The sequence below is a fragment of the Streptomyces sp. NPDC090119 genome (genome assembly GCF_044747085.1).
In the GTDB taxonomy this organism is placed as follows: domain Bacteria; phylum Actinomycetota; class Actinomycetes; order Streptomycetales; family Streptomycetaceae; genus Streptomyces.
Genome location: NZ_JBIVDK010000002.1, coordinates 751671 through 772572 on the forward strand (window position 1 = coordinate 751671; position 20902 = coordinate 772572).

General features: G+C 72.1%; 16 protein-coding genes. 2 read left to right on the forward strand and 14 right to left on the reverse strand.

The features are described from left to right. Positions 1 to 86 precede the first annotated feature (86 nt). From obgE to ACIPPM_RS10865, 9 genes are all read right to left on the reverse strand, one after another. Complete coding sequence (gene obgE, locus ACIPPM_RS10825; protein ID WP_401445630.1) at positions 87 to 1532, reverse strand: GTPase ObgE; 1446 nt, start codon at positions 1530 to 1532, stop codon at positions 87 to 89. A 129-nt stretch (positions 1533 to 1661) separates the two neighbouring features. Continuing rightward, on the reverse strand, positions 1662 to 1916 hold the full coding sequence (gene rpmA, locus ACIPPM_RS10830; protein ID WP_401445632.1) for a 50S ribosomal protein L27: 255 nt from the start codon (positions 1914 to 1916) through the stop codon (positions 1662 to 1664). A gap of 14 nt (positions 1917 to 1930) precedes the next feature. Further along, on the reverse strand, positions 1931 to 2251 hold the full coding sequence (gene rplU, locus ACIPPM_RS10835) for a 50S ribosomal protein L21 (RefSeq protein ID WP_161145910.1): 321 nt from the start codon (positions 2249 to 2251) through the stop codon (positions 1931 to 1933). Positions 2252 to 2461: 210 nt separating this feature from the next. Beyond that, on the reverse strand, positions 2462 to 3523 hold the full coding sequence (locus ACIPPM_RS10840; RefSeq protein WP_401445635.1) for an iron-containing alcohol dehydrogenase family protein: 1062 nt from the start codon (positions 3521 to 3523) through the stop codon (positions 2462 to 2464). Further along, positions 3511 to 4263 carry a sugar phosphate nucleotidyltransferase gene (locus ACIPPM_RS10845; protein WP_401445637.1) on the reverse strand — a complete coding sequence of 251 codons (753 nt, stop codon included), beginning with the start codon at positions 4261 to 4263 and terminating at the stop codon, positions 3511 to 3513. The genes ACIPPM_RS10840 and ACIPPM_RS10845 overlap by 13 nt, the downstream gene beginning before the upstream one ends. Positions 4264 to 4381: 118 nt before the next feature. Further along, positions 4382 to 8698, reverse strand: coding sequence for a ribonuclease E/G (locus ACIPPM_RS10850; RefSeq protein WP_401445640.1), 4317 nt, complete (start codon positions 8696 to 8698; stop codon positions 4382 to 4384). A 266-nt stretch (positions 8699 to 8964) separates the two neighbouring features. Further along, positions 8965 to 9741: a TIGR03936 family radical SAM-associated protein gene (locus ACIPPM_RS10855; protein ID WP_401445642.1), complete on the reverse strand. Its 777-nt coding sequence runs from the start codon at positions 9739 to 9741 to the stop codon at positions 8965 to 8967. Between the two features lie 46 nt (positions 9742 to 9787). After that, positions 9788 to 10834, reverse strand: coding sequence for a hypothetical protein (locus tag ACIPPM_RS10860; protein WP_401445644.1), 1047 nt, complete (start codon positions 10832 to 10834; stop codon positions 9788 to 9790). A 39-nt stretch (positions 10835 to 10873) separates the two neighbouring features. Next, positions 10874 to 11488: a hypothetical protein gene (locus ACIPPM_RS10865; protein WP_401445646.1), complete on the reverse strand. Its 615-nt coding sequence runs from the start codon at positions 11486 to 11488 to the stop codon at positions 10874 to 10876. A 181-nt stretch (positions 11489 to 11669) separates the two neighbouring features. On the opposite strand from ACIPPM_RS10865, the gene ACIPPM_RS10870 reads away from it, so the two are divergent. Then, positions 11670 to 12914 (forward strand): alpha/beta hydrolase family protein, encoded by a 1245-nt coding sequence (locus ACIPPM_RS10870; RefSeq protein ID WP_401445648.1) that lies wholly within the window; start codon positions 11670 to 11672, stop codon positions 12912 to 12914. Between the two features lie 130 nt (positions 12915 to 13044). Beyond that, positions 13045 to 13398: a DUF805 domain-containing protein gene (locus ACIPPM_RS10875; RefSeq protein ID WP_401445650.1), complete on the forward strand. Its 354-nt coding sequence runs from the start codon at positions 13045 to 13047 to the stop codon at positions 13396 to 13398. A gap of 67 nt (positions 13399 to 13465) precedes the next feature. On the opposite strand, the gene ACIPPM_RS10880 is transcribed toward ACIPPM_RS10875, so the two are convergent. The 5 genes from ACIPPM_RS10880 to mrdA all read right to left on the reverse strand — a co-directional run bounded on the left by ACIPPM_RS10880 (position 13466) and on the right by mrdA (position 20895). Continuing rightward, complete coding sequence (locus tag ACIPPM_RS10880) at positions 13466 to 13693, reverse strand: hypothetical protein (protein WP_401445652.1); 228 nt, start codon at positions 13691 to 13693, stop codon at positions 13466 to 13468. A gap of 95 nt (positions 13694 to 13788) precedes the next feature. After that, positions 13789 to 15744, reverse strand: coding sequence for a TIGR03960 family B12-binding radical SAM protein (locus ACIPPM_RS10885; RefSeq protein ID WP_401445654.1), 1956 nt, complete (start codon positions 15742 to 15744; stop codon positions 13789 to 13791). A 105-nt stretch (positions 15745 to 15849) separates the two neighbouring features. Further along, positions 15850 to 17352, reverse strand: a complete 1503-nt coding sequence (locus tag ACIPPM_RS10890; RefSeq protein ID WP_401445656.1) for a CHAD domain-containing protein — start codon at positions 17350 to 17352, stop codon at positions 15850 to 15852. 100 nt (positions 17353 to 17452) lie between these two features. Beyond that, the gene (rodA, locus tag ACIPPM_RS10895; RefSeq protein WP_401445658.1) at positions 17453 to 18649 is read right to left on the reverse strand and encodes a rod shape-determining protein RodA; all 1197 of its coding nucleotides are present in this window, start codon (positions 18647 to 18649) and stop codon (positions 17453 to 17455) included. Next, positions 18646 to 20895, reverse strand: a complete 2250-nt coding sequence (mrdA, locus tag ACIPPM_RS10900; protein WP_401445661.1) for a penicillin-binding protein 2 — start codon at positions 20893 to 20895, stop codon at positions 18646 to 18648. Before mrdA ends, rodA begins: the two co-directional genes overlap by 4 nt. Positions 20896 to 20902 lie beyond the last annotated feature (7 nt).

Consider the following 20902-nt stretch of genomic DNA (forward strand, 5'->3'; position numbering starts at 1 on the left):
CGACGAAGGGGCGGGGACCGGTTGCCTGGGCAACCTGGTCCCCGCCCCTTTCCGGTGTCCGTACGACTACCGGCCCGAGAAGGACTCTAGAACGGCTCGAAGTCGTCGAACTCGCGCTGGGACTCGTCCCGTTCGGCCTGGCGGTCCCTGCGGCGCTGGGCGGCCGGACGCTCCTCCTCCAGGCGGTGGTCCTCGCCTCGGCGGCCGAGCATCTCGGCGCCCGCGGTGACGGTGGGCTCCCAGTCGAAGACGACCGCGTTCTCCTCGGGGCCGATGGCGACGCCGTCGCCGGTGCGGGCGCCCGCCTTCATCAGCCGGTCCTCGACACCGAGGCGGTTGAGCCGGTCGGCGAGGTAGCCGACGGCCTCGTCGTTGTTGAAGTCGGTCTGCCGCACCCAGCGCTCCGGCTTCTCGCCGCGCACCCGGAACAGCGGCTCGCCGTCGATCTCCTCGCGGGTGACGGAGAAGCCCGCGTCGTCCACGGCCTTGGGCCGGATGACGATCCGCGTCGCCTCCTCCACCGGCTTGGCGGCGCGCGCCCGGCCGACCAGGTCACCGAGGGCGAACGTCAGCTCGCGCAGCCCGGTGTGGGCCACCGCCGACACCTCGAAGACCTGGTAGCCGCGGGCCTCCAGGTCGGGGCGGACCATCTCGGCGAGGTCCTTGCCGTCGGGCACGTCGATCTTGTTGAGGACGACGATGCGGGGCCGGTCGTCGAGACCGCCGTACTGCCGCAGTTCCGCCTCGATGATGTCGAGGTCGGAGAGCGGGTCGCGGTCGGACTCCAGCGTGGCGGTGTCCAGCACGTGCACCAGCACCGAGCAGCGCTCGACGTGGCGCAGGAACTCCAGGCCCAGGCCCTTGCCCTGGCTGGCGCCGGGGATCAGACCGGGCACGTCGGCGATGGTGTAGACGGTCGAACCGGCGGTCACCACACCGAGGTTGGGCACCAGGGTGGTGAAGGGGTAGTCCGCGATCTTCGGCTTGGCGGCGCTGAGCACCGAGATCAGCGAGGACTTGCCCGCGCTCGGGTAGCCGACCAGGGCCACGTCGGCGACGGTCTTCAGCTCCAGGACCACGTCGTGGAAGTCACCGGGCTCACCGAGCAGCGCGAAGCCGGGCGCCTTGCGGCGGGCGCTGGCGAGGGCCGCGTTGCCGAGGCCGCCCCGGCCGCCCTGCGCGGCGATGTAGGAGGTGCCGTGGCCGATCAGGTCGGCCAGCACGTTGCCCTCCTTGTCGAGGACGACCGTGCCGTCCGGGACGGGCAGGACCAGGTCCTGGCCCTCCTTGCCGGAGCGGTTGCCGCCCTCACCGGGCTTGCCGTTGGTGGCCTTGCGGTGCGGGGAGTGGTGGTAGTCGAGCAGCGTGGTCACGGACTGGTCGACGGTCAGGATGACGTCGCCGCCCCGCCCGCCGTTGCCGCCGTCCGGACCGCCCAGCGGCTTGAACTTCTCACGGTGGACGGAGGCACAGCCGTGGCCTCCGTTACCCGCGGCGACATGCAGTTCGACGCGGTCCACGAAGGTGGTCATGGTTCGGTGCCTCCAGAAAAGTACGGGTACTACCTATGTCAACACGCGAAAGGCGGACCCGCCTTCCCGACCGGGAAGTGAGGTCCGCCTCGCGCAGCTTTTAACGCTCGCGGCCGTGAATCAGAGGATTCAGGCGACCGGAACGATGTTCACGACCTTGCGGCCGCGGTTGGTGCCGAACTCCACCGCACCGGGCAGGAGCGCGAACAGCGTGTCGTCGCCGCCACGGCCGACACCGGTGCCGGGGTGGAAGTGGGTGCCGCGCTGGCGGACCAGGATCTCACCGGCGTTGACGCGCTGACCGCCGAAGCGCTTCACGCCGAGCCGCTGGGCATTGGAGTCGCGACCGTTCCGGGTGGACGATGCGCCCTTCTTGTGTGCCATGTGTTCTCAGTCCCTTACTTCGCAGCCGCGGGGATCTCAGTGACCTTGATCGCCGTGTACTGCTGGCGGTGGCCCTGACGACGGCGGTAGCCGGTCTTGTTCTTGTAGCGCAGAATGTCGATCTTCTGGCCCTTGTGGTGGTCCACGATCTCAGCCTGGACCTTGATGCCGGCCAGCACCCACGGGTCGCTGGTCACGGAGTCGCCGTCGACAACGAGCAGGGTCGAAAGCTCGACCGTGTCGCCAACATTGGCGGTGGAAATCTTGTCAACCTCAACGATGTCGCCGACAGCAACCTTGTGCTGGCGACCACCGCTGCGCACGATGGCGTACACGCGGATCTCACTTTCGCTCGAAGAACGGCACCCCCGAAGGCCAGCCGCACCGGTAGAACACCACGGACGACCTCTCCCGACCGCCCAGGGCGACCGGGAGGAGAAGGTTTACGGGGATGTGGCATGCTCAAATGACACGCCGACGGTCAAGAGTACGGGGGGCGTCCCGTACGGGTCAAACCGGGCCCTGAGCTGGGGGGCTCGGCGGGCTCAGCTCTCCAGCGAGGCCGTGTAGTCGGCGTACGCCCGCCGGATCTGGTCCGGGGACAGCTCCAGGTGCTCCAGGATCGTGTACCGGCCCGGTCGGGTCTGTGGCGCGAACTCCACGGCCCGGACGAACTCGTCCACGCCGAACCCGATCTCCTCGGCCAGCACCGGCAGCCCGTGCCTGCGCAGCGAGGCGGCCATGAGGAACGAGCCCTCGTGGTCACCGCGCAGATGCGTGGCGAAGGCGGCGCCGAGGCCCACCTGCTCGCCGTGGCTGGCGGCCCGCTCGGGGAAGAGCAGGTCGAGCGCGTGGCTGATCTCGTGGCAGGCGCCGGAGGAGGGCCGGGTGTGGCCCGCGATCGACATGGCGATGCCGGACATCACGAGCCCCTCGGCGAGCACGGTGAGGAACGCGTCGTCGCCGCAGCCGCCGGGGTGCCGGAGCACCGCCTCGCCCGCCTGGCGGGCCATGGCGGCGGCGAGACCGTCGATCTTCTCGCCGCTGACCCGGTTGGCCAGCTCCCAGTCCGCGACCGCCGAGATGTTCGACACGGCGTCCCCGATGCCGGAGCGCACGAAGCGCACCGGGGTCTCCCGGATGATGTCGGTGTCGATCAGCAGCGCGATGGGCGTGGGCACGCCGTACGAGCCCCGGCCCGCGTCGTTGTCGAGGATGGACACCGGCGAGCAGATGCCGTCGTGGGAGAGGTTGGTGGCGACCGCGACCAGCGGCAGGCCGACACGGGCCGCCGCGTACTTGGCGCAGTCGATGACCTTCCCGCCGCCGAGCCCGACCACGGCGTCGTAGCGGCCGGACTTCATCTCGTCGGCGAGCCGGACGGCGTCGTCCAGGGTGCCGCCGCCGACCTCGTACCAGGTGGCGCCCGGCAGCTGCGGCGCGACCCGCTCGCGCAGCCGGGCGCCGGAGCCGCCGCTGATCGCGACGGCGAGGCGGCCGGAGTGCGAGATGCGCTGGTCGGCGAGGACGGCGGCCAGGTCGGCGAGGGCACCCGGGCGGATGTCCACGACGACCGGCGAGGGGATCAGCCTCGTCAGTATCGGCACGCGATCTCCCGTCCTCGTGCGAGGTCGTCGTGGTTGTCGATCTCGACCCAGGAGACCTCGCCGATCGGCTGGACGTCGATCTTGAAGCCGCGGTTCACCAGCTCCTGGTAGCCGTCCTCGTAGTAGAGCTGCGGGTCGCGCTCGAAGGTCACCCGGAGCGCGTCCGCGAGGTCGGCCGCCGCGTCGCCCTCGATCAGGGTCACGCCGATGTACTCACCGGTCGCCTCGGCCGGGTCCATCAGCTTGGTGATCTTCTGGACGCCCTTGTCGGGGTCCACGACGACCTTCATCTCCTCGTCCGCCAGGGACTTGACCGTGTCCAGCGCGAGGATGATCTTCTTGCCGTCGCCACGGGCCGCGAGGAGGGTCTTCTCGACCGAGACCGGGTGCACGGTGTCGCCGTTGGCGAGGATCACGCCGTCCTTCAGCGCGTCCCGGCCGCACCACAGGGAGTAGGCGTTGTTCCACTCCTCGGCCTTGTCGTTGTCGATCAGCGTGATCTTCAGGCCGTACTTGGCCTCCAGCGCGGCCTTGCGGTCGTAGACGGCCTCCTTGCGGTAGCCGACGATGACACCGACCTCGGTCAGGCCGACCTCCGCGAAGTTCCCCAGCGTCAGGTCCAGCACCGTCAGCGACTCCTCGTCGCCCTCCGGGCCCACCGGCACCAGAGCCTTGGGCAGCGTGTCGGTGTAGGGGCGCAGACGCCGTCCGGCGCCGGCCGCCAGCACGAGACCTATCATCGCGGGTTCTCCTTAACTTCCCCGGTGCACGGGGCGACTTCCCCGGTTCACGGGGCGTGGGGGGTAAAGCCGTGTGGCCCTGCCGCGAACGGCAGGACCACACGAGGGGTGTTCGATCTCAGCTCTCGTCGTCCGACGCGGAGACCTTGGCGGTCTTCTTCGCCGTCGACTTGGCGGCCGTCTTGGCGGTCTTGGTGGCCGCCTTCTTGGCCGTCGTCTTCTTCGCCGTCGTCGTCTTGGCGGCCGTCTTCTTCGCGGCCGCCGTCTTCTTGGCGGGAGCGGCCTTCTTCGCGGCCGTCTTCTTCGCCGGTGCCTTCTTGGCCGCCTTGCGGGCGGTCTTCTTGGCGGGAGCGGCCTCCTCCTCAGCGGGCTGCTCGGCGGCGGGCGCCTCTTCGACGGCCTCCGGCGCGGACGACGGGACGACCAGGACGGCCGTCTCCTCGGACGCGGTCGGCGCGGTGGCCTTGCGCACCGCGCGGCGGCGCGGACGGGCCGGGGCGGCGCTCTCCTCGGCCGCCGGGGCGGCCTCCGGCTGCGGCTCCGGCTCGGCCACCGGCGCGGACTCGGCGACGGTCACCACGGCGGCCTCGGCCCCGGCCGGCGAACCGGCGGGCGCGGACACCTTGCGGGTGACCCGGCGCCGGGCACGGCCCTTGGGCGCGGCCTCCTCGACGGCGGGCTCGGGCGCGACCACCGGGTCCTCGGCGGCCATCGGCGCGGCCTGAGCCTCGGCGGCGGGCTCCGGCTGGACGGGCCGGGCGGCGGCCTCCTCGGCGGAGACCGACGCGGCGGTCGGCGCCTCCTCGGCGGCCCGCTCGAACCGCTCGGCGCGCTCGGCGGAGCGGCGGTTGCCCTCCTTCGGCGCACCCGCCGGGGCGGAAGCCCGGCGCCCGGCGCGGCGGCGCGAGCGGCCTCGTCCGGCGGCGGCCTCCGCCTCGGCGACGGAGCTGTACAGCTCCTCGTCCGGGGTGAACTCCGCCGACGGCAGCGCGACCGGCTCGGCGACCTCGGCGGCCACCTCGTCGGCCGTCTCGACGTCCGTGTCGGGGATGTCGGCCACGGCCGTCTCCACCGTCAGCGTCTCGCCGTCGCCCTCGTGGACGTGGCCGTCGCCGCCGCGGCGCTTCTTGCGCTTGCCGCCACCACCGCCACCGACGGCGGTGGGCTGCTCCATGTGGACGATGACACCGCGGCCGTTGCAGTGGACGCAGTTCTCGGAGAAGGACTCCAGCAGGCCCTGGCCGACCCGCTTACGGGTCATCTGCACCAGGCCCAGCGAGGTCACCTCGGCCACCTGGTGCTTGGTCCGGTCCCGGCCCAGGCACTCCAGCAGACGGCGCATCACGAGGTCCCGGTTGGACTCCAGCACCATGTCGATGAAGTCGATGACGATGATGCCGCCGAGGTCGCGCAGCCGGAGCTGGCGCACGATCTCCTCGGCCGCCTCCAGGTTGTTCCTGGTGACCGTCTCCTCCAGGTTGCCGCCCTGGCCGGTGAACTTGCCGGTGTTGACGTCGACGACGACCATCGCCTCGGTCCGGTCGATCACCAGCGAACCGCCGCTGGGCAGCCAGACCTTGCGGTCCAGCGCCTTGGCGAGCTGCTCGTCGATCCGGTACGTGGCGAAGACGTCGACCTCGCTGGTCCACTTCTGCAGCCGGTCGGTGAGGTCCGGGGCCACGTGGGAGACGTAGCCGTGGATGGTCTGCCAGGCGTCGTCACCGCTGATGATGACCTTGGAGAAGTCCTCGTTGAAGATGTCGCGGACGACGCGGACGCTCATGTCCGGCTCGCCGTACAGCAGCGCCGGGGCGTTGCCCGTCTTCGCCTTCTTCTTGATCTCCTCCCACTGCGCCTGGAGCCGCTCGACGTCACGGCGCAGCTCGTCCTCGCTCGCGCCCTCGGCGGCGGTGCGCACGATCACGCCCGCGTCCTCGGGGACGATCTTCTTGAGGATGGTCTTCAGCCGGGCCCGCTCGGTGTCGGGCAGCTTGCGGCTGATGCCGGTCATCGAGCCCTCGGGGACGTACACGAGGTAGCGGCCCGGCAGGGAGACCTGGCTGGTGAGGCGGGCGCCCTTGTGGCCGATCGGGTCCTTGGTCACCTGGACCAGGACGGGCTGGCCGGACTTGAGCGCGACCTCGATACGGCGCGGCCCGTGGGCCATGCCGAGTGCCTCGAAGTTGACCTCACCGGCGTACAGGACGGCGTTGCGGCCCTTGCCGATGTCGATGAAGGCGGCCTCCATGGACGGCAGCACGTTCTGGACCTTGCCCAGGTAGACGTTGCCGACGTACGAGGTGGCCTGCTCCTTGTTGACGTAGTGCTCGACGAGCACGCCGTCCTCCAGGACGCCGATCTGGGTGCGCTCGCCGTGCTGGCGCACGACCATCACCCGCTCGACGGCCTCGCGGCGGGCCAGGAACTCCGCCTCGGTGATGATCGGCACCCGGCGGCGGCCCTGCTCGCGGCCCTCGCGGCGGCGCTGCTTCTTGGCCTCCAGGCGCGTCGAGCCCTTGATGGACTGGACCTCGTCGGACGGCTCGGCGGCCTTGCGGGGCTCGCGGACCTTGACGACGGTGCGCTCGGGGTCGTCGCTGGGCTCACCCTCGCCGGAGTCACCGGCGCGACGGCGACGGCGACGGCGGCGACGGCTGGAGCTGGAGCCACCGGACTCCTCGCCCCGCTGCTCCTCGGCGTCCTCAGCGTCCTCGGCGTCCTCGGCGGTCTGCTCGGCGGTGTCCTCGGCGTCCTGCTCGGCCTGCTCGGCGGCCAGGTCGCCGGACTCGCCGTCCGTGCCCTCGCCGTTCTCGTCGTCGTCGTAGGCGTCGCCACGGCGGCGGCGACGGCCGCCCCGGCGGCGACGACGGCGCGAGCCGGACTCCTCCGAGCCCTCGGCGTCGTCGGAGTCGTCGTCCTCGGTGACGTCCTCGGCGGGCTCGTCGGCCGCCTCGGGCTTCTCCTCGACGGCGCGGGTCTCCTCGGCGGCGGCACCACGGCGACGACGGCGACGGCGGCCGTTGTCGGCGCGCTCGTCGGCACGCTCCTCGGTGACGGCCTCGGGGGCGGCGGCCTCCGCGGGCTTCTCGGTCTCGGCGGGCGTCTCGTCCGCACCGGCACCGGCGGCCTGGGCCGCGGCCTCGGCGGCGGCGCGCTGCGGGGTCTGGAACCGCGGCTCGGTGAAGACGGGCGCCTGGAACGTGGCCACGGCGGGCCGGGCGGCACGGCGCGGGGCGTCACCCTCGGCGGGGGCGGGCGCGGAGAACCCGCCCGCGGCCTGGCGCACGGCACGGCGGCGGCGGCGCGGGCCGCCCTCGGCCTCGGTCTGCTCGGGCTCGGACTGCGTCGCCTTGCGGGCGGGACGCGGCTCGGCCTCGGCGGCGGCCTCGGGCTTCTCCTCGGCCTTCTCCTGGGCCTTCTCCTCGGCGACAGCCGGGGCACCGGCGGGCGCGGACGCCCGGCGGGAGGCACGCCGGCGGGTACGGCCGGCGGGCGCGGCCTCGGCCTCGGGCTCCGCCTCGGCGGCCGGGGTCGGCTCGGCCTCGGGGGTCTCGGGCTTCTCCTCGACGGCGGCCGGGGTCTCGGCGGGCGCGGAGGCCCGACGGGTGGCGCGGCGGCGCGTACGCCCGGCCGGAGCGGCCTCGGCCTCGACGGCGGGCTCGGCCTCGACGGCCGCAGCGGGCTCAGCGGGCGCGGCGGGCGTCTCGGTGGCGGCCGGGGTCTCGGCGGCGGGCGCGGACGCACGGCGCGTCGCACGGCGGCGCGGACGCGCGGCCGGGGCCTCGGTCGCCGTCTCGGTCACCGTCTCCGTCTCGGCGGCCGGTGCCGGTTCGGCGGGCGTCTCGGCGGCGGGCGCGGCCTGCGGCGTCTCGTCGGCCTTGGGCGCCCCGGCCGGGGCGGAGGCGCGCCGGGTGGCACGGCGGCGCGGGCGGGCGGGGGTCTCGGGGGTGGCCTCGGCGGGCGTGGCGCCCGTCTGGTCCTCGGTGTCCTGGGCCACGTCGGCCTCCTCGGCCTTCTTGTCCTCGGCGGCGATCTGAGCGGGGGCTCCGGCGGGCGCGGAGGCGCGGCGGCGGGTACGGCGCGGCGCGGCGGTGGTGCCGGACCCCTCTTCGGCGGACTCGGCGGGCTCGGCGGCGGGCGCGGCCGGTGCGGCGGGCTCGGCGACGGTGACGGCCTCGGCGGGGGACCCGGCGGGCGCGGCGGCGCGGCGGGTGGTGCGGCGGCGCGGGCGGGCGGCCGGTGCGGCCGCTTCGGCGGGGGCCTCGGGGGCCTCGGCCGGGGTGGTGGCCTCCGGCTGCGCGGTGGTCTCGGTGCCGCTGCCGGTGGCGGGCGAACCCGCCGGGCGGGACGCGGCGCGGCGACGCCTGCGCGGGGGCAGCGTGTCGCTGGGGGTGTTCGATTCGGAGCCCTCGTTGGGCTCGGTCGGTTCGAGCATGCGGGCATTTCTCCCGTCGGAGCTCCCGGGTCGCCGCGCCTGGTCCGGGGCCGGTCTCTCAAAGACCGGCCACCGTTGACGTCCGCGGCCCGCGCGATGCGCGATGGCCGCCGTCCGGGGCGCGGGCGCCGCACGGGAGCACTCTGTGTCCTGTCTCGCCGGTTCCGTACGCCTTGTCGGTACGGCCTGGCGAAAGTCTTCTGGTTCGGTGCGCTGCCCGACCCAGGTGGCTCCCGGATCAGAGGGCGGCGCTACGGCGTCCGTCCCTACACGGAACCTTCCGGCGTCGGCGCCGTCGCGGCGGCAGCCGGTTCGGCCTTCGGGGCCGGGGCTGCCTCGCGGTCGGGCGCGAGCGGGTCGGTCACCGTGCCGGTCTCTTCATCGAACAGCCCCTGCGCCAGCCTGGTCACCGCTGCGGGGACCGGCGGCGCCAGGTCGGCCACGGCGCGAAGACCGGACAGGACGTCGTCGGGTCGTACGGCAGGCGTCACGTGCCGAACAACCAGGCGCAGTATCGCACAGGGCTGGTCGCTGGGCCTATCAGCCGACTCGTCCCGCGTTTCCAGGGTGACGACGGCGGCGCGGGCGTCGAAGGTGCGGACGCCGTTCTTGGCCATCCGCTGCACCTCCACCGTCTCCGCCGCCATGAAGGCGTCGGCGGCGCGCCGGGCCTCCTCGGGGTCGACGCCGTCCAGCCGCAGTTCCCACACGGAGGCGGTCAGCCGGTCGGCGAGGCCCGAGGTGCGGCCCTCCACGGCGTCGACGATGTCGAGCCCGGTGGGCATCGACTCGTCGAGCAGGGCGCGCAGGGTCTCGGGGTCGCGCGGTGCGGTCAGCGCGATCTCCAGGTACTCCGCCTCGCTGCCCGTGCCGGTGGGTGCGGCATTGGCGTACGACACCTTCGGGTGCGGCGTGAACCCCGCCGAGTAGGCCATGGGTACGGCGGCGCGGCGCAGGGCGCGCTCGAAGGCGCGCTGGAAGTCGCGGTGGCTGGTGAACCGGAGGCGGCCGCGCTTGGTGTAGCGCAGTCGGATGCGCTGCACCGCGGGTGCGGGCGGCGGGCCTTCGGGCTGTCGCTTGCCCAGTGTCCTAGTCCTTCGTGAGAACGGTCGTACTGTCACCAAGAGTACGTGGGTCGCGCGCGGGAGGTTCCCGGCGGTCCACGGCGAGGGGCTGCCGGGGGGCGCCGAAGAGGGCCCGCCGCAGATCCCGGCGGGTCTCGCGGAGGGTGTCGCGGGCGGCGGCGAGGGTGAGCCGGGTGACCCGTCCGACCTCGCACGCCGCCTGGGCGGCGGGCCGCAGGACCGCGTCGCGCACGGCGTGTCCGACCGGGGTCAGGATCGTCCGGTACGCCCAGCGGGCGGGCTCCACGAAGATCCACCGGAAGAGGGTCCCCAGCGCCCGGCCCACCACGCGGGAGAGGTGCCCGGCGACCCGCCAGGCATGCCCGAGCGCGTCGCCGACCTCGCGCGCGACGACGGCCAGCACCCGGCCGACGGGGGCCAGGACCCAGCGCCACAGCGCGAGGGCGGGCAGCACGAGCAGGATGCGGAGCGTCCAGTACAGGGCGGCGCCGACCCCGGTGAGAGCCGCGTCCGCGAGCCATAGCAGTGCCCGGCCGACGGGGCTCAACACCTGGACGTACAGCCACCGGGCGGGCACGACGAGCAGATGCCGGACCAGCCAGGCGGCGCCGGTGAGCAGGCCCAGCCCGGCCGCCGCCAGCAGCGCGCCGATCCCCCGCGCGAGCCACGCCAGCCCCCGGCCGACCGGTGCCAGCAGATACGCGTACACCCCTCGCCCGAGGGGGGTCAGGAGATGGACGTACGCCCAGGTCAGCGGCGCGACGACCAGGACGTGCCCGAGCCAGCGCAGCGCCGTGCCCACCGGGACGAGCCCCCAGCGCCACAGCGCCACGAAGGGCCACACGAAGAGGGCGCGGCCGACCCACAGCAGCGCACGCCCGAGCGGCCGGAGGACGGTGGCGTGCAGGAACCGTCCGCCCGCGGCCAGCGCGTCCCACGCGAGCCGTACCGGCACCACGAGCACCAGCACGACGATCCGGACGGGAAGCCGGAGGGCGACGACGAGGCAGCCCTCCGGGGGCTGGGGCGCGGGCGGCTTGTCGAGGTCCATACCCTCTTGGACGCCACTGACCCGCTTCTGGATGCCTTTTCAGGTCGCCGCGCTCACCCGGTCCTTGTACGACTCCGGGTAGCGCTGGGTGAACTTCACCGCGATGACCAGCAGGGCGATGGGGATGACCCAGTTGAACCAGTCGTCCTGGCCGGGGTAGGCGATGGCGAGCCAGGTGGACGCCGTCATGATGGCGAAGGTGACGCCCCAGTACGTGGTGAGCACCCGGTTGATGTGCCGGAAGACGGGCGAGTCCCAGTACTGGCGCGGGGTCGACTCGCGGGCGTACTGCGCGGTGAACGGGTCGTACAGCAGCGAGACGAACGCGACCACGGCGACCAGGCCGTTGGAGATGACCTGGGCGTAGGTCTCCACCCAGAGCAGGTCCGAGCGGCTCAGGGCGAGGGCGAGGACGGAGAGGACGGCGAAGAACACGATGCCGGCCGCGTCGAGGATGCGGATCTTCCCGTGCAGCAGGTCCTGCGCCGACAGCACGAGGGCCGCGATCAGCGCGGCCAGGGCGGCGTACTCCCAGGTACTGGGGCTGGCCACCACTCCGAAGATGATCCAGGGGGCGAACGAGAGGAACACGCTGGCGGTTCCGACCGGCTTCTTCTTGGGTGCGATCTGTTCCGTGGTGGCCTGCTGCACCATGTGGACGTCCTCCCGTGAGGTGTGCCGTCGTGGGATGTCGCGGCCCGCCCCCCTGTCCCATGGTGGGGCCGCTCGCCCCGGCCCGCACGCCGCCCGTGGTGCGGTGCGGCGGCCGGGCCCCTACCGTGAGAAGTGCGGTCCGGACCAGCGAGGGGTTCAGTCGGCCTGTCCGGGAGCCGTCATGACGTATCACTTCAGTGAGAACGACCAGTTCAACTACGAGATCCTGCTCGCCCTCGGTTCGGTGTGGCGGCAGGGAGCCGATGCGGGCGAAGTACTCACCACCGCCGCGTCGGTGGCGGACGGGGACGGGCAGGCGTGGTTCGACGCCTGGCTGGACCTGGGCCGCCGCGTCCGGGTGGAAGCGGAGGAGTGCGCGGCGGCCGGCCATCTGGTGAGCGCGCGTGAGGGCTGGCTGCGGGCGGCCGGCTATCTCGGCACCGCGATGGTGGGCGTGGACGCGGTCCCGGACGCGGAGAAACGCGCGCGGGAGGCGTTCGCCGAGCACCGCGCCTGCCTCGACCGCTTCCTGCTGGCCCTGGAGCCGCCCGCCGAGCCGGTGTCGATCCCGTACGAGGACACGACGCTGCCCGGCTATCTGATCAGCCCGCCCGGCTCCGGCGACGCGCCGCTGCCGACGTTGATCGCCAACAACGGCAGCGACGGCCCGCTCAGCTCCACCTGGACGCTGCTCGGCGCCCCGGCGGTGGAGCGCGGCTACCGGGTGCTGCTCTTCGACGGCCCCGGCCAGCAGTCGATGCTGTTCGAGCGCGGGGTGACCTTCCGGCCGGACTGGGAGAACGTCATCACCCCGGTCGTGGACTTCCTGCTCGCCCGCCCCGACGTGGACCCGCGCCGGATCGCGCTGGCCGGGATCAGTCAGGCCGGGTACTGGGTACCGCGCGCGCTGGCCTTCGAACACCGGATCGCGGCGGCGGTCGCCGATCCGGGGGTGGTGCGGGTCGCGGAGAGCTGGTGGCAGCATCTCGGGCCGGACCTGCGCGAGTTGTGGGAGTGCGGGGACCGGGACGCCTTCGACGCGATCATCGGGGAGGCGCTGGAGCAGAACCCGGCGCTGGCCGCGACCTGGCGCTGGCGGGCCAAGCCGTACGGCATCGAGGCGCCCTACGACCTGCTCCGCGAGGTCTCGCGGTACGACCTGCTGACCGAGGTCTCCCGGCACGACCTCACCCGGGTCGTGGACCACATCACCACCCCGCTGCTGGTCACCGACCCGGAGGGCGAGCACTTCTGGCCCGGCGCCTCCGAGCAGCTGTACGACGCGCTGCCGGGCGTGAAGGAGCTGGTCCGTTTCACCGAGGAGGAGGGCGCGCATCTGCACTGCGAGCCGCTCGGCCGGGCCCTGTTCGAGGAGCGGGTCTTCGACTGGCTGGACGCCCGGCTGGCCACCGCCGGGACGGTGTGACGCGGGGTTTGATCACCGAACGGCTGCGGCCGCGTAACGCATTGATCTGACCACGCCAAAGCTATGGATTCCGGCCAGTGCTGCTGCTTCCATGGGAGACCACTCACGCACTTCCCTGGGGGGACGAGAAATGCACTGGTACGTCGACGTGCTCAAGAAGTACGCGGTATTCAGCGGTCGCGCGCGCCGGCAGGAATACTGGATGTTCACCCTGTTCAACCTGATCATCAGCATCGTGCTCTCGATCGTGGACAACGCCCTGGACACCCAGATCATCCAGACCGTCTACGCGCTCGCGGTCCTGCTGCCGTCGCTCGCGGTCGGCGTGCGTCGGCTGCACGACACGAGCCGCTCCGGCTGGTGGCTCCTGATCGGCCTGGTCCCGCTGATCGGCTGGATCATCCTGATCGTCTTCTTCGCCTCGGAGGGCAAGGCGGAGGCCAACGAGTACGGCCCCAACCCCAAGTACGCCCCGGCGGCCTGACGCCACCTGGGTCACACGCGGAAGGGCCCGCCGGAACATCCGGCGGGCCCTTCCGCGTACAGGCGTGTCAGAACTCGGGGGCGAGCAGCGTCAGCCGGAGCAGCGCGGCGACGGCGAGCACCGCCGGGACCGCGTACCACCAGGTCCGCACCCACTCGGCCTTGACGAACACCCAGGTCAGCAGCGCCAGGACGACCGAGATGGCCAGGGCGAGACCGGCCGCGAAGTCCGCGTGCGCGATGCTCTCGCTGTCCCAGGGCCCGGCGGGGTGGGCCAGGTACGCGATCAGCGTCACATAGGCCGCGAACAACTGCCCCGCCGCCAGGAGCAGACCGCAGGCCGCGGAGCCGAGCCGGTCGAGGACGGTGGGTCCCCGACCGGTCGTCCGGCTCAGTGGGAGTGGCCGCTCGGTGCTGGGGCCGCGTTCTTCACGGCCAGGGGGAGCAGCTTCTTGCCCGTGGGGCCGATCTGGATCTGGGTGTCCATCTGGGGGCAGACGCCGCAGTCGAAGCACGGGGTCCAGCGGCAGTCCTCGACCTCGGTCTCGTCGAGGGCGTCCTGCCAGTCCTCCCAGAGCCAGTCCTTGTCGAGACCGGAGTCCAGGTGGTCCCACGGGAGGACTTCCTCGTAGGAGCGCTCGCGGGTGGTGTACCAGTCGAGGTCCACGCCGAACTCGGCCAGCGCCTTGTCCGCGCAGCCCATCCAGCGGTCGTAGGAGAAGTGCTCGCGCCAGCCGTCGAAGCGGCCGCCGTCCTCGTACACCGCGCGGATCACCGCGCCGACGCGCCGGTCACCGCGCGAGAGCAGGCCCTCGATGATGCCGGGCTTGCCGTCGTGGTAGCGGAAGCCGATGGCGCGGCCGTACTTCTTGTCGCCCCGGATCTTGTCGCGGAGCTTCTGCAGGCGCGCGTCGGTCTCCTCGGCGGAGAGCTGCGGCGCCCACTGGAACGGGGTGTGCGGCTTGGGCACGAACCCGCCGATGGAGACCGTGCAGCGGATGTCGCCCGAGCCGGAGACCTCGCGGCCCTTCTGGATCACGTGGGTCGCCATGTCGGCGATCTGGAGGACGTCCTCGTCCGTCTCGGTCGGCAGGCCGCACATGAAGTACAGCTTCACCTGGCGCCAGCCGTTGCCGTACGCGGTGGCGACCGTACGGATCAGGTCCTCCTCCGAGACCATCTTGTTGATGACCTTGCGCATGCGCTCGGAGCCGCCCTCGGGGGCGAAGGTGAGACCGGAGCGACGGCCGTTGCGGGTCAGCTCGTTGGCCAGGTCGACGTTGAACGCGTCGACGCGGGTGGAGGGGAGCGAGAGGCCGATCTTGTCGTCGGTGTAGCGGTCCGCGAGGCCCTTGGCGATGTCACCGATCTCGGAGTGGTCCGCCGAGGACAGCGACAGCAGACCGACCTCCTCGAAGCCGGTCGCGTTCAGGCCCTTCTCGACCATGTCACCGATGCCGGTGATGGAGCGCTCGCGCACCGGACGGGTGATCATGCCCGCCTGGCAGAAGCGGCAGCCGCGCGTGCAGCCGCGGAAGATCTCCACCGACATCCGCTCGTGCACCGTCTCCGCCAGCGGCACCAGCGGCTGCTTCGGGTACGGCCACTCGTCCAGGTCCATCACCGTGTGCTTGGAGACGCGCCACGGCACACCGGAGCGGTTGGGCACGACACGGCCGATCCGGCCGTCGGGCAGGTACTCCACGTCGTAGAACGCCGGGATGTACACCCCGCCCGTCTTCGCCAGCCGGAGCAGGACCTCCTCGCGGCCACCGGGACGGCCCTCGGCCTTCCAGCCGCGGATGATCTCGGTCATGTCCAGCACGGCCTGCTCGCCGTCACCGATGATCGCGGCGTCGATGAAGTCCGCGATGGGCTCCGGGTTGAACGCCGCGTGCCCGCCCGCCAGGACGATCGGGTCGTCGACCGTACGGTCCTTGGACTCCAGCGGGATGTTCGCCAGCTCCAGCGCGGTGAGCATGTTGGTGTAGCCCAGCTCGGTGGAGAAGCTCAGGCCGAACACGTCGAACGCCTTCACCGGGCGGTGGCTGTCGACCGTGAACTGCGGGACGCCGTGCTCCCGCATCAGCGCCTCCAGGTCCGGCCACACACTGTAGGTGCGCTCGGCGAGGACGCCCCGCTGCTCGTTCAGTACCTCGTAGAGGATCATGACGCCCTGGTTGGGCAGACCGACCTCGTACGCGTCGGGGTACATCAGCGCCCAGCGGACCTCGGCCTCGTCCCAGGGCTTGACCGTGGAGTTCAGCTCCCCACCGACGTACTGGATCGGCTTCTGCACATGCGGGAGCAAGGCTTCGAGCTGCGGGAAGACCGACTCGACAGACATCGCGGCATTACCTTCGTGAGCTGACTTCAGGGCATCTCCCGGCCGGAGGCTGGAAGGGTGACCATCAAGCCTAACCCGTCCGGGCGCCTCCTCCGTACGCCGGTCTCAGCGCGGGAACGCCGACCGTGCCTTGTGCCACCTGCGGGGCAGCTCCGCCTCCGTGCGCCGCGCGGCCTGCTCCTCCCGCTCGTACAGCACCCCGTAGGTGAACGCGCTCTCCCCCGCCGCGTGCGCCACCGCGGCCAGCTCGCGCAGGGTCCGCCGGGCCAGCACGCTGTCCTGGTGCTCGCCGAGCAGGCTGGTCAGCTTCTTCGCCGCGCGGGCCAGGGCGCGGGCCGGGCCGCCGAGCGCGGGAACGGCCGCCTCGGCGGCGTAGCGGGCGCGCTTCGCCCGCTTGCGGGCCTCGTGCAGGGCGTGGTCGCGGTCCTCGCCGGGCGGCAGCGCCAGCGCGGCCGTCACCAGCCCGGACAGTTTCGCGCCCTCCTTCTTCAGCGCGCGGGTGAGCACCTTGTCCGGCTTGCGGGCCGCCCGCTTCCGCAGCGGCGGGTCGGCGAGCAGGGTGTCGAGGCCGTCCAGCAGGGCGAGGTAGCGGGCCGAGTCCAGCACGCCGAGCAGATGGCCGCGGGTGCTGCCGTGCCGGGCGGTGGCCCAGGAGGCGAGGCGCTCGCGGACCGGGCCGGTGACCTGGCCGGGCGGGACGGCGTCCAGGGCTTCCGTCAGCCGGTCCGCCAGCACCTCCTGGTCGCGGCCGGTCCCGAGTTCGCGTGCCAGCCACTTCAGCTCGGCGGCGACCGGCGCGGTGGCGTCCCGGTCCAGCACCGAGCCGAAGGCGCGGAAGGCGGACCGCATCCGGCGGGTGGCCACCCGCATCTGGTGCACGGAGTCCGGCAGGTCCCGGCGGACACCGGGGTCGCGGGTGAGGATCGCCTCGCGCTGCTCCCGCAGATACGCCAGGACGTGGTCCCCCGCCGTCACCGGCTCGGCCGCCCGCGCCGACCGGGCGCGGGAGCCGCCGGTCCGGCGCAGCGCCTCGGCCACCTTGGACGCCGCCTTCGACGGCCGCACGCCCGCCTCGGCGAGGCGCTCCTCGACGGCGTCCAGCACGGCCGGGTCGGCGCCGTCGGCCAGTTCCACCTCGATCTCCGTCCACCGGGCGGTGCCGCCCGCCCGGTTGAGGCGCTCGGCGGTCACGGTGTCCACGCTCGCCTCGGCCAGCGGGGCGCCGTCCGCGTCGAGCAGGTGCCACACGTCGCGGGCGGACCGGAGCCGGACCACGGGCACCAGCTCGGCGCCCCGCACCCGTGAGCGGACCAGCGCGGCCAGCTCGTCGGGCACGGTGTCCGAGAGCGGCGCCCGGATCTCGTCCCGGACACCGGGCGCGACCGGGAACTTCAGATGCCATCCGGCGTCCGACCCCCCGGTGCGGCGGCGCAGTGTGAGCGAGGCGGCGCCGAGGCGCTCGTCGGCGGTGTCGTAGTAGACGGCGTCCAGCTCGACCACCCCCTGGTCGACGACGTCCGCCACCCCGCCGGTCCCGGCCAGCTCGGGCAGCGGCCCACCGTCCGCCACCTCGTACTTCCGCTCGATCTCCCGCTTCACGTCCGTCATGAACCGAATCTAGAACGCCCCCGCGATCTCAACCAGCCCCCCGGACACGGGTGAGGGCCGGGAGATCGGCTCCCGGCCCTCACGCGGCACCCCTACCGGCTCACGCCGACATCGGTCGCTGCGCTCTGATCGACTGCAACAGCCCGACGGCCACCCAGACCGCGAACATCGACGAGCCGCCGTAGGACACGAACGGCAGTGGCAGACCGGTCACCGGCATGATGCCGAGGGTCATGCCGATGTTCTCGAACGCCTGGAAGGCGAACCAGGCGACGATCCCGGCGGCCACGATCGTGCCGTACAGCTCGGTGGAGTCGCGGGCGATACGGCAGGCGCGCCACAGGATGACGCCGAGCAGGAGGATTATCAGGCCGGCCCCGAGGAAGCCCAGCTCCTCCCCCGCGACCGTGAAGACGAAGTCGGTCTGCTGCTCGGGCACGAACTGGCCCGTGGTCTGCGAGCCGTGGAACAGCCCGGAGCCGGTCAGCCCGCCCGAACCGATGGCGATCCGCGCCTGGTTGGTGTTGTAGCCGACGCCCGCCGGGTCCAGCTCCGGGTTGGCGAAGGCGGCGAACCGGTTGATCTGGTAGTCGTCCAGGATGTGCAGCTGCCACACCGCGATGGCACCGGCGGCGCCCGCCGAGATGAGGCCGAACACCCAGCGGTTAGAGGCGCCGGAGGCGAGCAGCACGCCCAGGATGATGATCACCATCACCATGACCGAACCGAGGTCGGGCATGAGCAGCACGATGAGGATCGGCACGGCGGCCAGCCCGAGCGCCTGGAGGACCGTGCGGTGGTCGGGGTACGCCTTGTCGCCCGCGTCGACCCGCGCGGACAGCAGCATCGCCATGCCCAGGATGATCGTGATCTTCACGAACTCGGAGGGCTGGAGCGAGAAGCCGCCGCCGAAGACGATCCAGGAGTGGGCGCCGTTGACGGTGGAGCCGAGCGGGGTGAGCACCGCGAGGATGCCGGCCAGCGACAGCCCGTAGAGGATCGGCACCGCGTTGCGCAGGCCGCGGTGGCCGAGCCAGAGGGTGCCGATCATCAGGGCGAGCCCGATGCCGGTGTTCATGAAGTGCCGGAACAGGAAGTAGTACGGGTCGCCCTGGTTGATCTCGGTGCGGTTGCGGGTCGCCGAGAACACCAGCAGGGAGCCGATCAGCGACAGCGCGAGCGCCGCCAGCAGCATCGGCCAGTCGAGCCTGCGGGCCAGGGAGTCACGGGCGAAGATCCTGGTCCAGCCCGCGCGCTCCGGGCCGTACCCGGAGACGGAGAAGGTGTTGCCGGTCATGTGCGTGTCCTCCGGCTCCCCCTCCGGCGGGCCCGCCTGCGGGTGTTGCTGTTGGTGTTGGGCGAGGGCGAGGTGGCGGCGGCGGGCTGGTCCTCGCCGTTGCTGGTGTTGTTCTTCTGGGCGTTCTCGACGTCCTTGGCCGGGTCGCCCTTGATCTTCGGGGCGGCCACGGTGCCGTCGGGGCGGACCTGCGGCAGGGTCTTCTGCGGCTCGGGCAGCAGAGCCGCGTTCTTGTCGATGGAACCGTCGCCCTTGACGCCGTAGAGCGCGCTGTAGATGTTGCGGACGGCCTCACCGGAGGCTCCGGAACCCGTACCGGCCTGGGCGATCGTCATGATCACCGTGTAGTCCTTGGAGTAGGTGGCCAGCCAGGAGGTGGTCTGCTTGCCGTAGACCTCGGCCGTGCCCGTCTTGGCGTGCAGCGGGATCTTGTTCTGCGGCCAGCCGCCGAACTTCCAGGCGGCGGTACCCCGGGTGACCACGCCCGCGAAGGCGTCGTCCATGCCCTTCAGCGTGGCCTGGGAGACCGGGAGACGGCCGCTCTTCCTCGGCGGGATCGGGGTCACGGTCTTGCCGTCCGCGCTGATCACGGCCTTGCCGATGGTGGGGTGGTACATGGTGCCGCCGTTGGCGACGGCGCCGTAGATCACGGCCTCCTGGATCGGCGTGACGAGGGTGTCGCCCTGGCCGATGGAGTAGTTGATCGAGTCGCCCTCACGCATCTTGTTGCCTTCGAGGCAGTTCTCGTACGCGATCTTCTCGACGTAGGAGCCGTCCTTCTTGCCGTACTTGCACCAGGCGTCCTTGTTGGCCTCCCAGTAGTCCAGCTTCCACTGGCGGTCGGGGACGCGGCCGGTGACCTCGTTGGGCAGGTCGACGCCGGTCTCCTTGCCGAGGCCGAACTGGTGGGCGGCCTTGTAGAAGAAGTCCTTCGGCTGACCCTTCTTGGGGTTGATGCCGCCGTCCTTCTTCCACTGCTGGTCGGAGAGGTAGTAGAAGACGGTGTCGCAGGAGACCTCGAGCGCCCGGCCCAGCGGGATGGGGCCGAAGCTCTCGCCCTCGAAGTTCTTGAAGACCTGGCCGCCCACCGAGTACGAACTCGTGCAGGGGTAGCGGCCGTCGAAGTCGTACCCCGCCTCCACCGCGGCGGCGGTGGAGATCACCTTGAAGGTCGAGCCGGGTGCGGCCTGGCCCTGGATGGCCCGGTTCAGCAGCGGGTAGTCGGAGTTCTTGCCGGTGAGGGTCTGGTAGTCCTTGGCGGAGATGCCGCCGACCCAGACGTTCGGGTCGTAGTCCGGCGCGGAGGCCATGGCGACGATGCGGCCGGTCTTGGCCTCCATCACCACGGCGGCACCGGAGTCGGCCTTGTAGTTGGTGCCGGTGATCTTGTCGAACTGCTGGCGGGCGACCTTCATCGCCTTGTCCAGCTCGAACTCGGTGACCCGCTGGACGCGGGAGTCGATGCTGGTGACCAGGTTGGAGCCGGACTCCGCCGGGTCGGCCTGGGCCTTGCCGATGACCCGGCCGAGGTTGTCCACCTCGTAGCGGGTGACGCCCGCCTTGCCGCGCAGCTCCTTGTCGTACTGCCGCTCCAGTCCGGAGCGGCCGACCATGTCGGAGCGCAGGTAGGGCGAGTCGGTGTCCTTGGCCTTCTGGATCTCGTCGTCGGTGACCGGCGAGAGATAGCCGAGGACCTGGGAGGTGTGGGCCTTACCGGGGGCGCCGTAGCGGCGGACGGCCTCGGGCTCGGCGGTGATGCCGGGGAAGTCCTCGGCGCGCTCACGGATCTGCAGGGCCTGCTTGGCCGTGGCCTCGTCGGTGATCGGGATCGGCTGGTAGGGCGAGCCGTTCCAGCAGGGCTGGGGGGTCTTGGCGTCGCACAGCCGGACCTTCTGCTGGACCTCGTCCGGCTTCAGGCCGAGGACACCGGCGAGCTTGGCCAGCACGCCCTTGCCGTCGTCCTTCTGCTTGAGCAGGTCGGTGCGCGAGGCGGAGACGACGAGGCGGGTCTCGTTGTCCGCGAGGGGCACACCGCGCGCGTCCAGGATGTCACCGCGCACGGCGGGGTCGACGACCTGCTGGACGTGGTTGCCGGACGCCTCCTTCTGGTACTCGGCGCCCTCGCGGATCTGGAGGTACCACAGGCGCCCGCCGAGGGTGCCGAGCAGGGAGAGGACGAGGATCTGGATGACGACCAGCCGGATCTGGACCCGTGGGGTCCGTCCGGTCTCGGGAATGTTCGTCACTGCTGCT

What these genes read in the sequence shown, in the direction of transcription:
- obgE (WP_401445630.1), bottom strand. Translation starts at nt 1,532, where the DNA reads ATGACCACCTTCGTGGACCGCGTCGAACTGCATGTCGCCGCGGGTAAC.
- rpmA (WP_401445632.1), bottom strand. Translation starts at nt 1,916, where the DNA reads ATGGCACACAAGAAGGGCGCATCGTCCACCCGGAACGGTCGCGACTCC.
- ACIPPM_RS10845 (WP_401445637.1), bottom strand. Translation starts at nt 4,263, where the DNA reads ATGATAGGTCTCGTGCTGGCGGCCGGCGCCGGACGGCGTCTGCGCCCC.
- ACIPPM_RS10850 (WP_401445640.1), bottom strand. Translation starts at nt 8,698, where the DNA reads ATGCTCGAACCGACCGAGCCCAACGAGGGCTCCGAATCGAACACCCCC.
- ACIPPM_RS10860 (WP_401445644.1), bottom strand. Translation starts at nt 10,834, where the DNA reads ATGGACCTCGACAAGCCGCCCGCGCCCCAGCCCCCGGAGGGCTGCCTC.
- ACIPPM_RS10865 (WP_401445646.1), bottom strand. Translation starts at nt 11,488, where the DNA reads ATGGTGCAGCAGGCCACCACGGAACAGATCGCACCCAAGAAGAAGCCG.
- ACIPPM_RS10870 (WP_401445648.1), top strand. Translation starts at nt 11,670, where the DNA reads ATGACGTATCACTTCAGTGAGAACGACCAGTTCAACTACGAGATCCTG.
- ACIPPM_RS10875 (WP_401445650.1), top strand. Translation starts at nt 13,045, where the DNA reads ATGCACTGGTACGTCGACGTGCTCAAGAAGTACGCGGTATTCAGCGGT.
- ACIPPM_RS10885 (WP_401445654.1), bottom strand. Translation starts at nt 15,744, where the DNA reads ATGTCTGTCGAGTCGGTCTTCCCGCAGCTCGAAGCCTTGCTCCCGCAT.
- ACIPPM_RS10890 (WP_401445656.1), bottom strand. Translation starts at nt 17,352, where the DNA reads ATGACGGACGTGAAGCGGGAGATCGAGCGGAAGTACGAGGTGGCGGAC.
- rodA (WP_401445658.1), bottom strand. Translation starts at nt 18,649, where the DNA reads ATGACCGGCAACACCTTCTCCGTCTCCGGGTACGGCCCGGAGCGCGCG.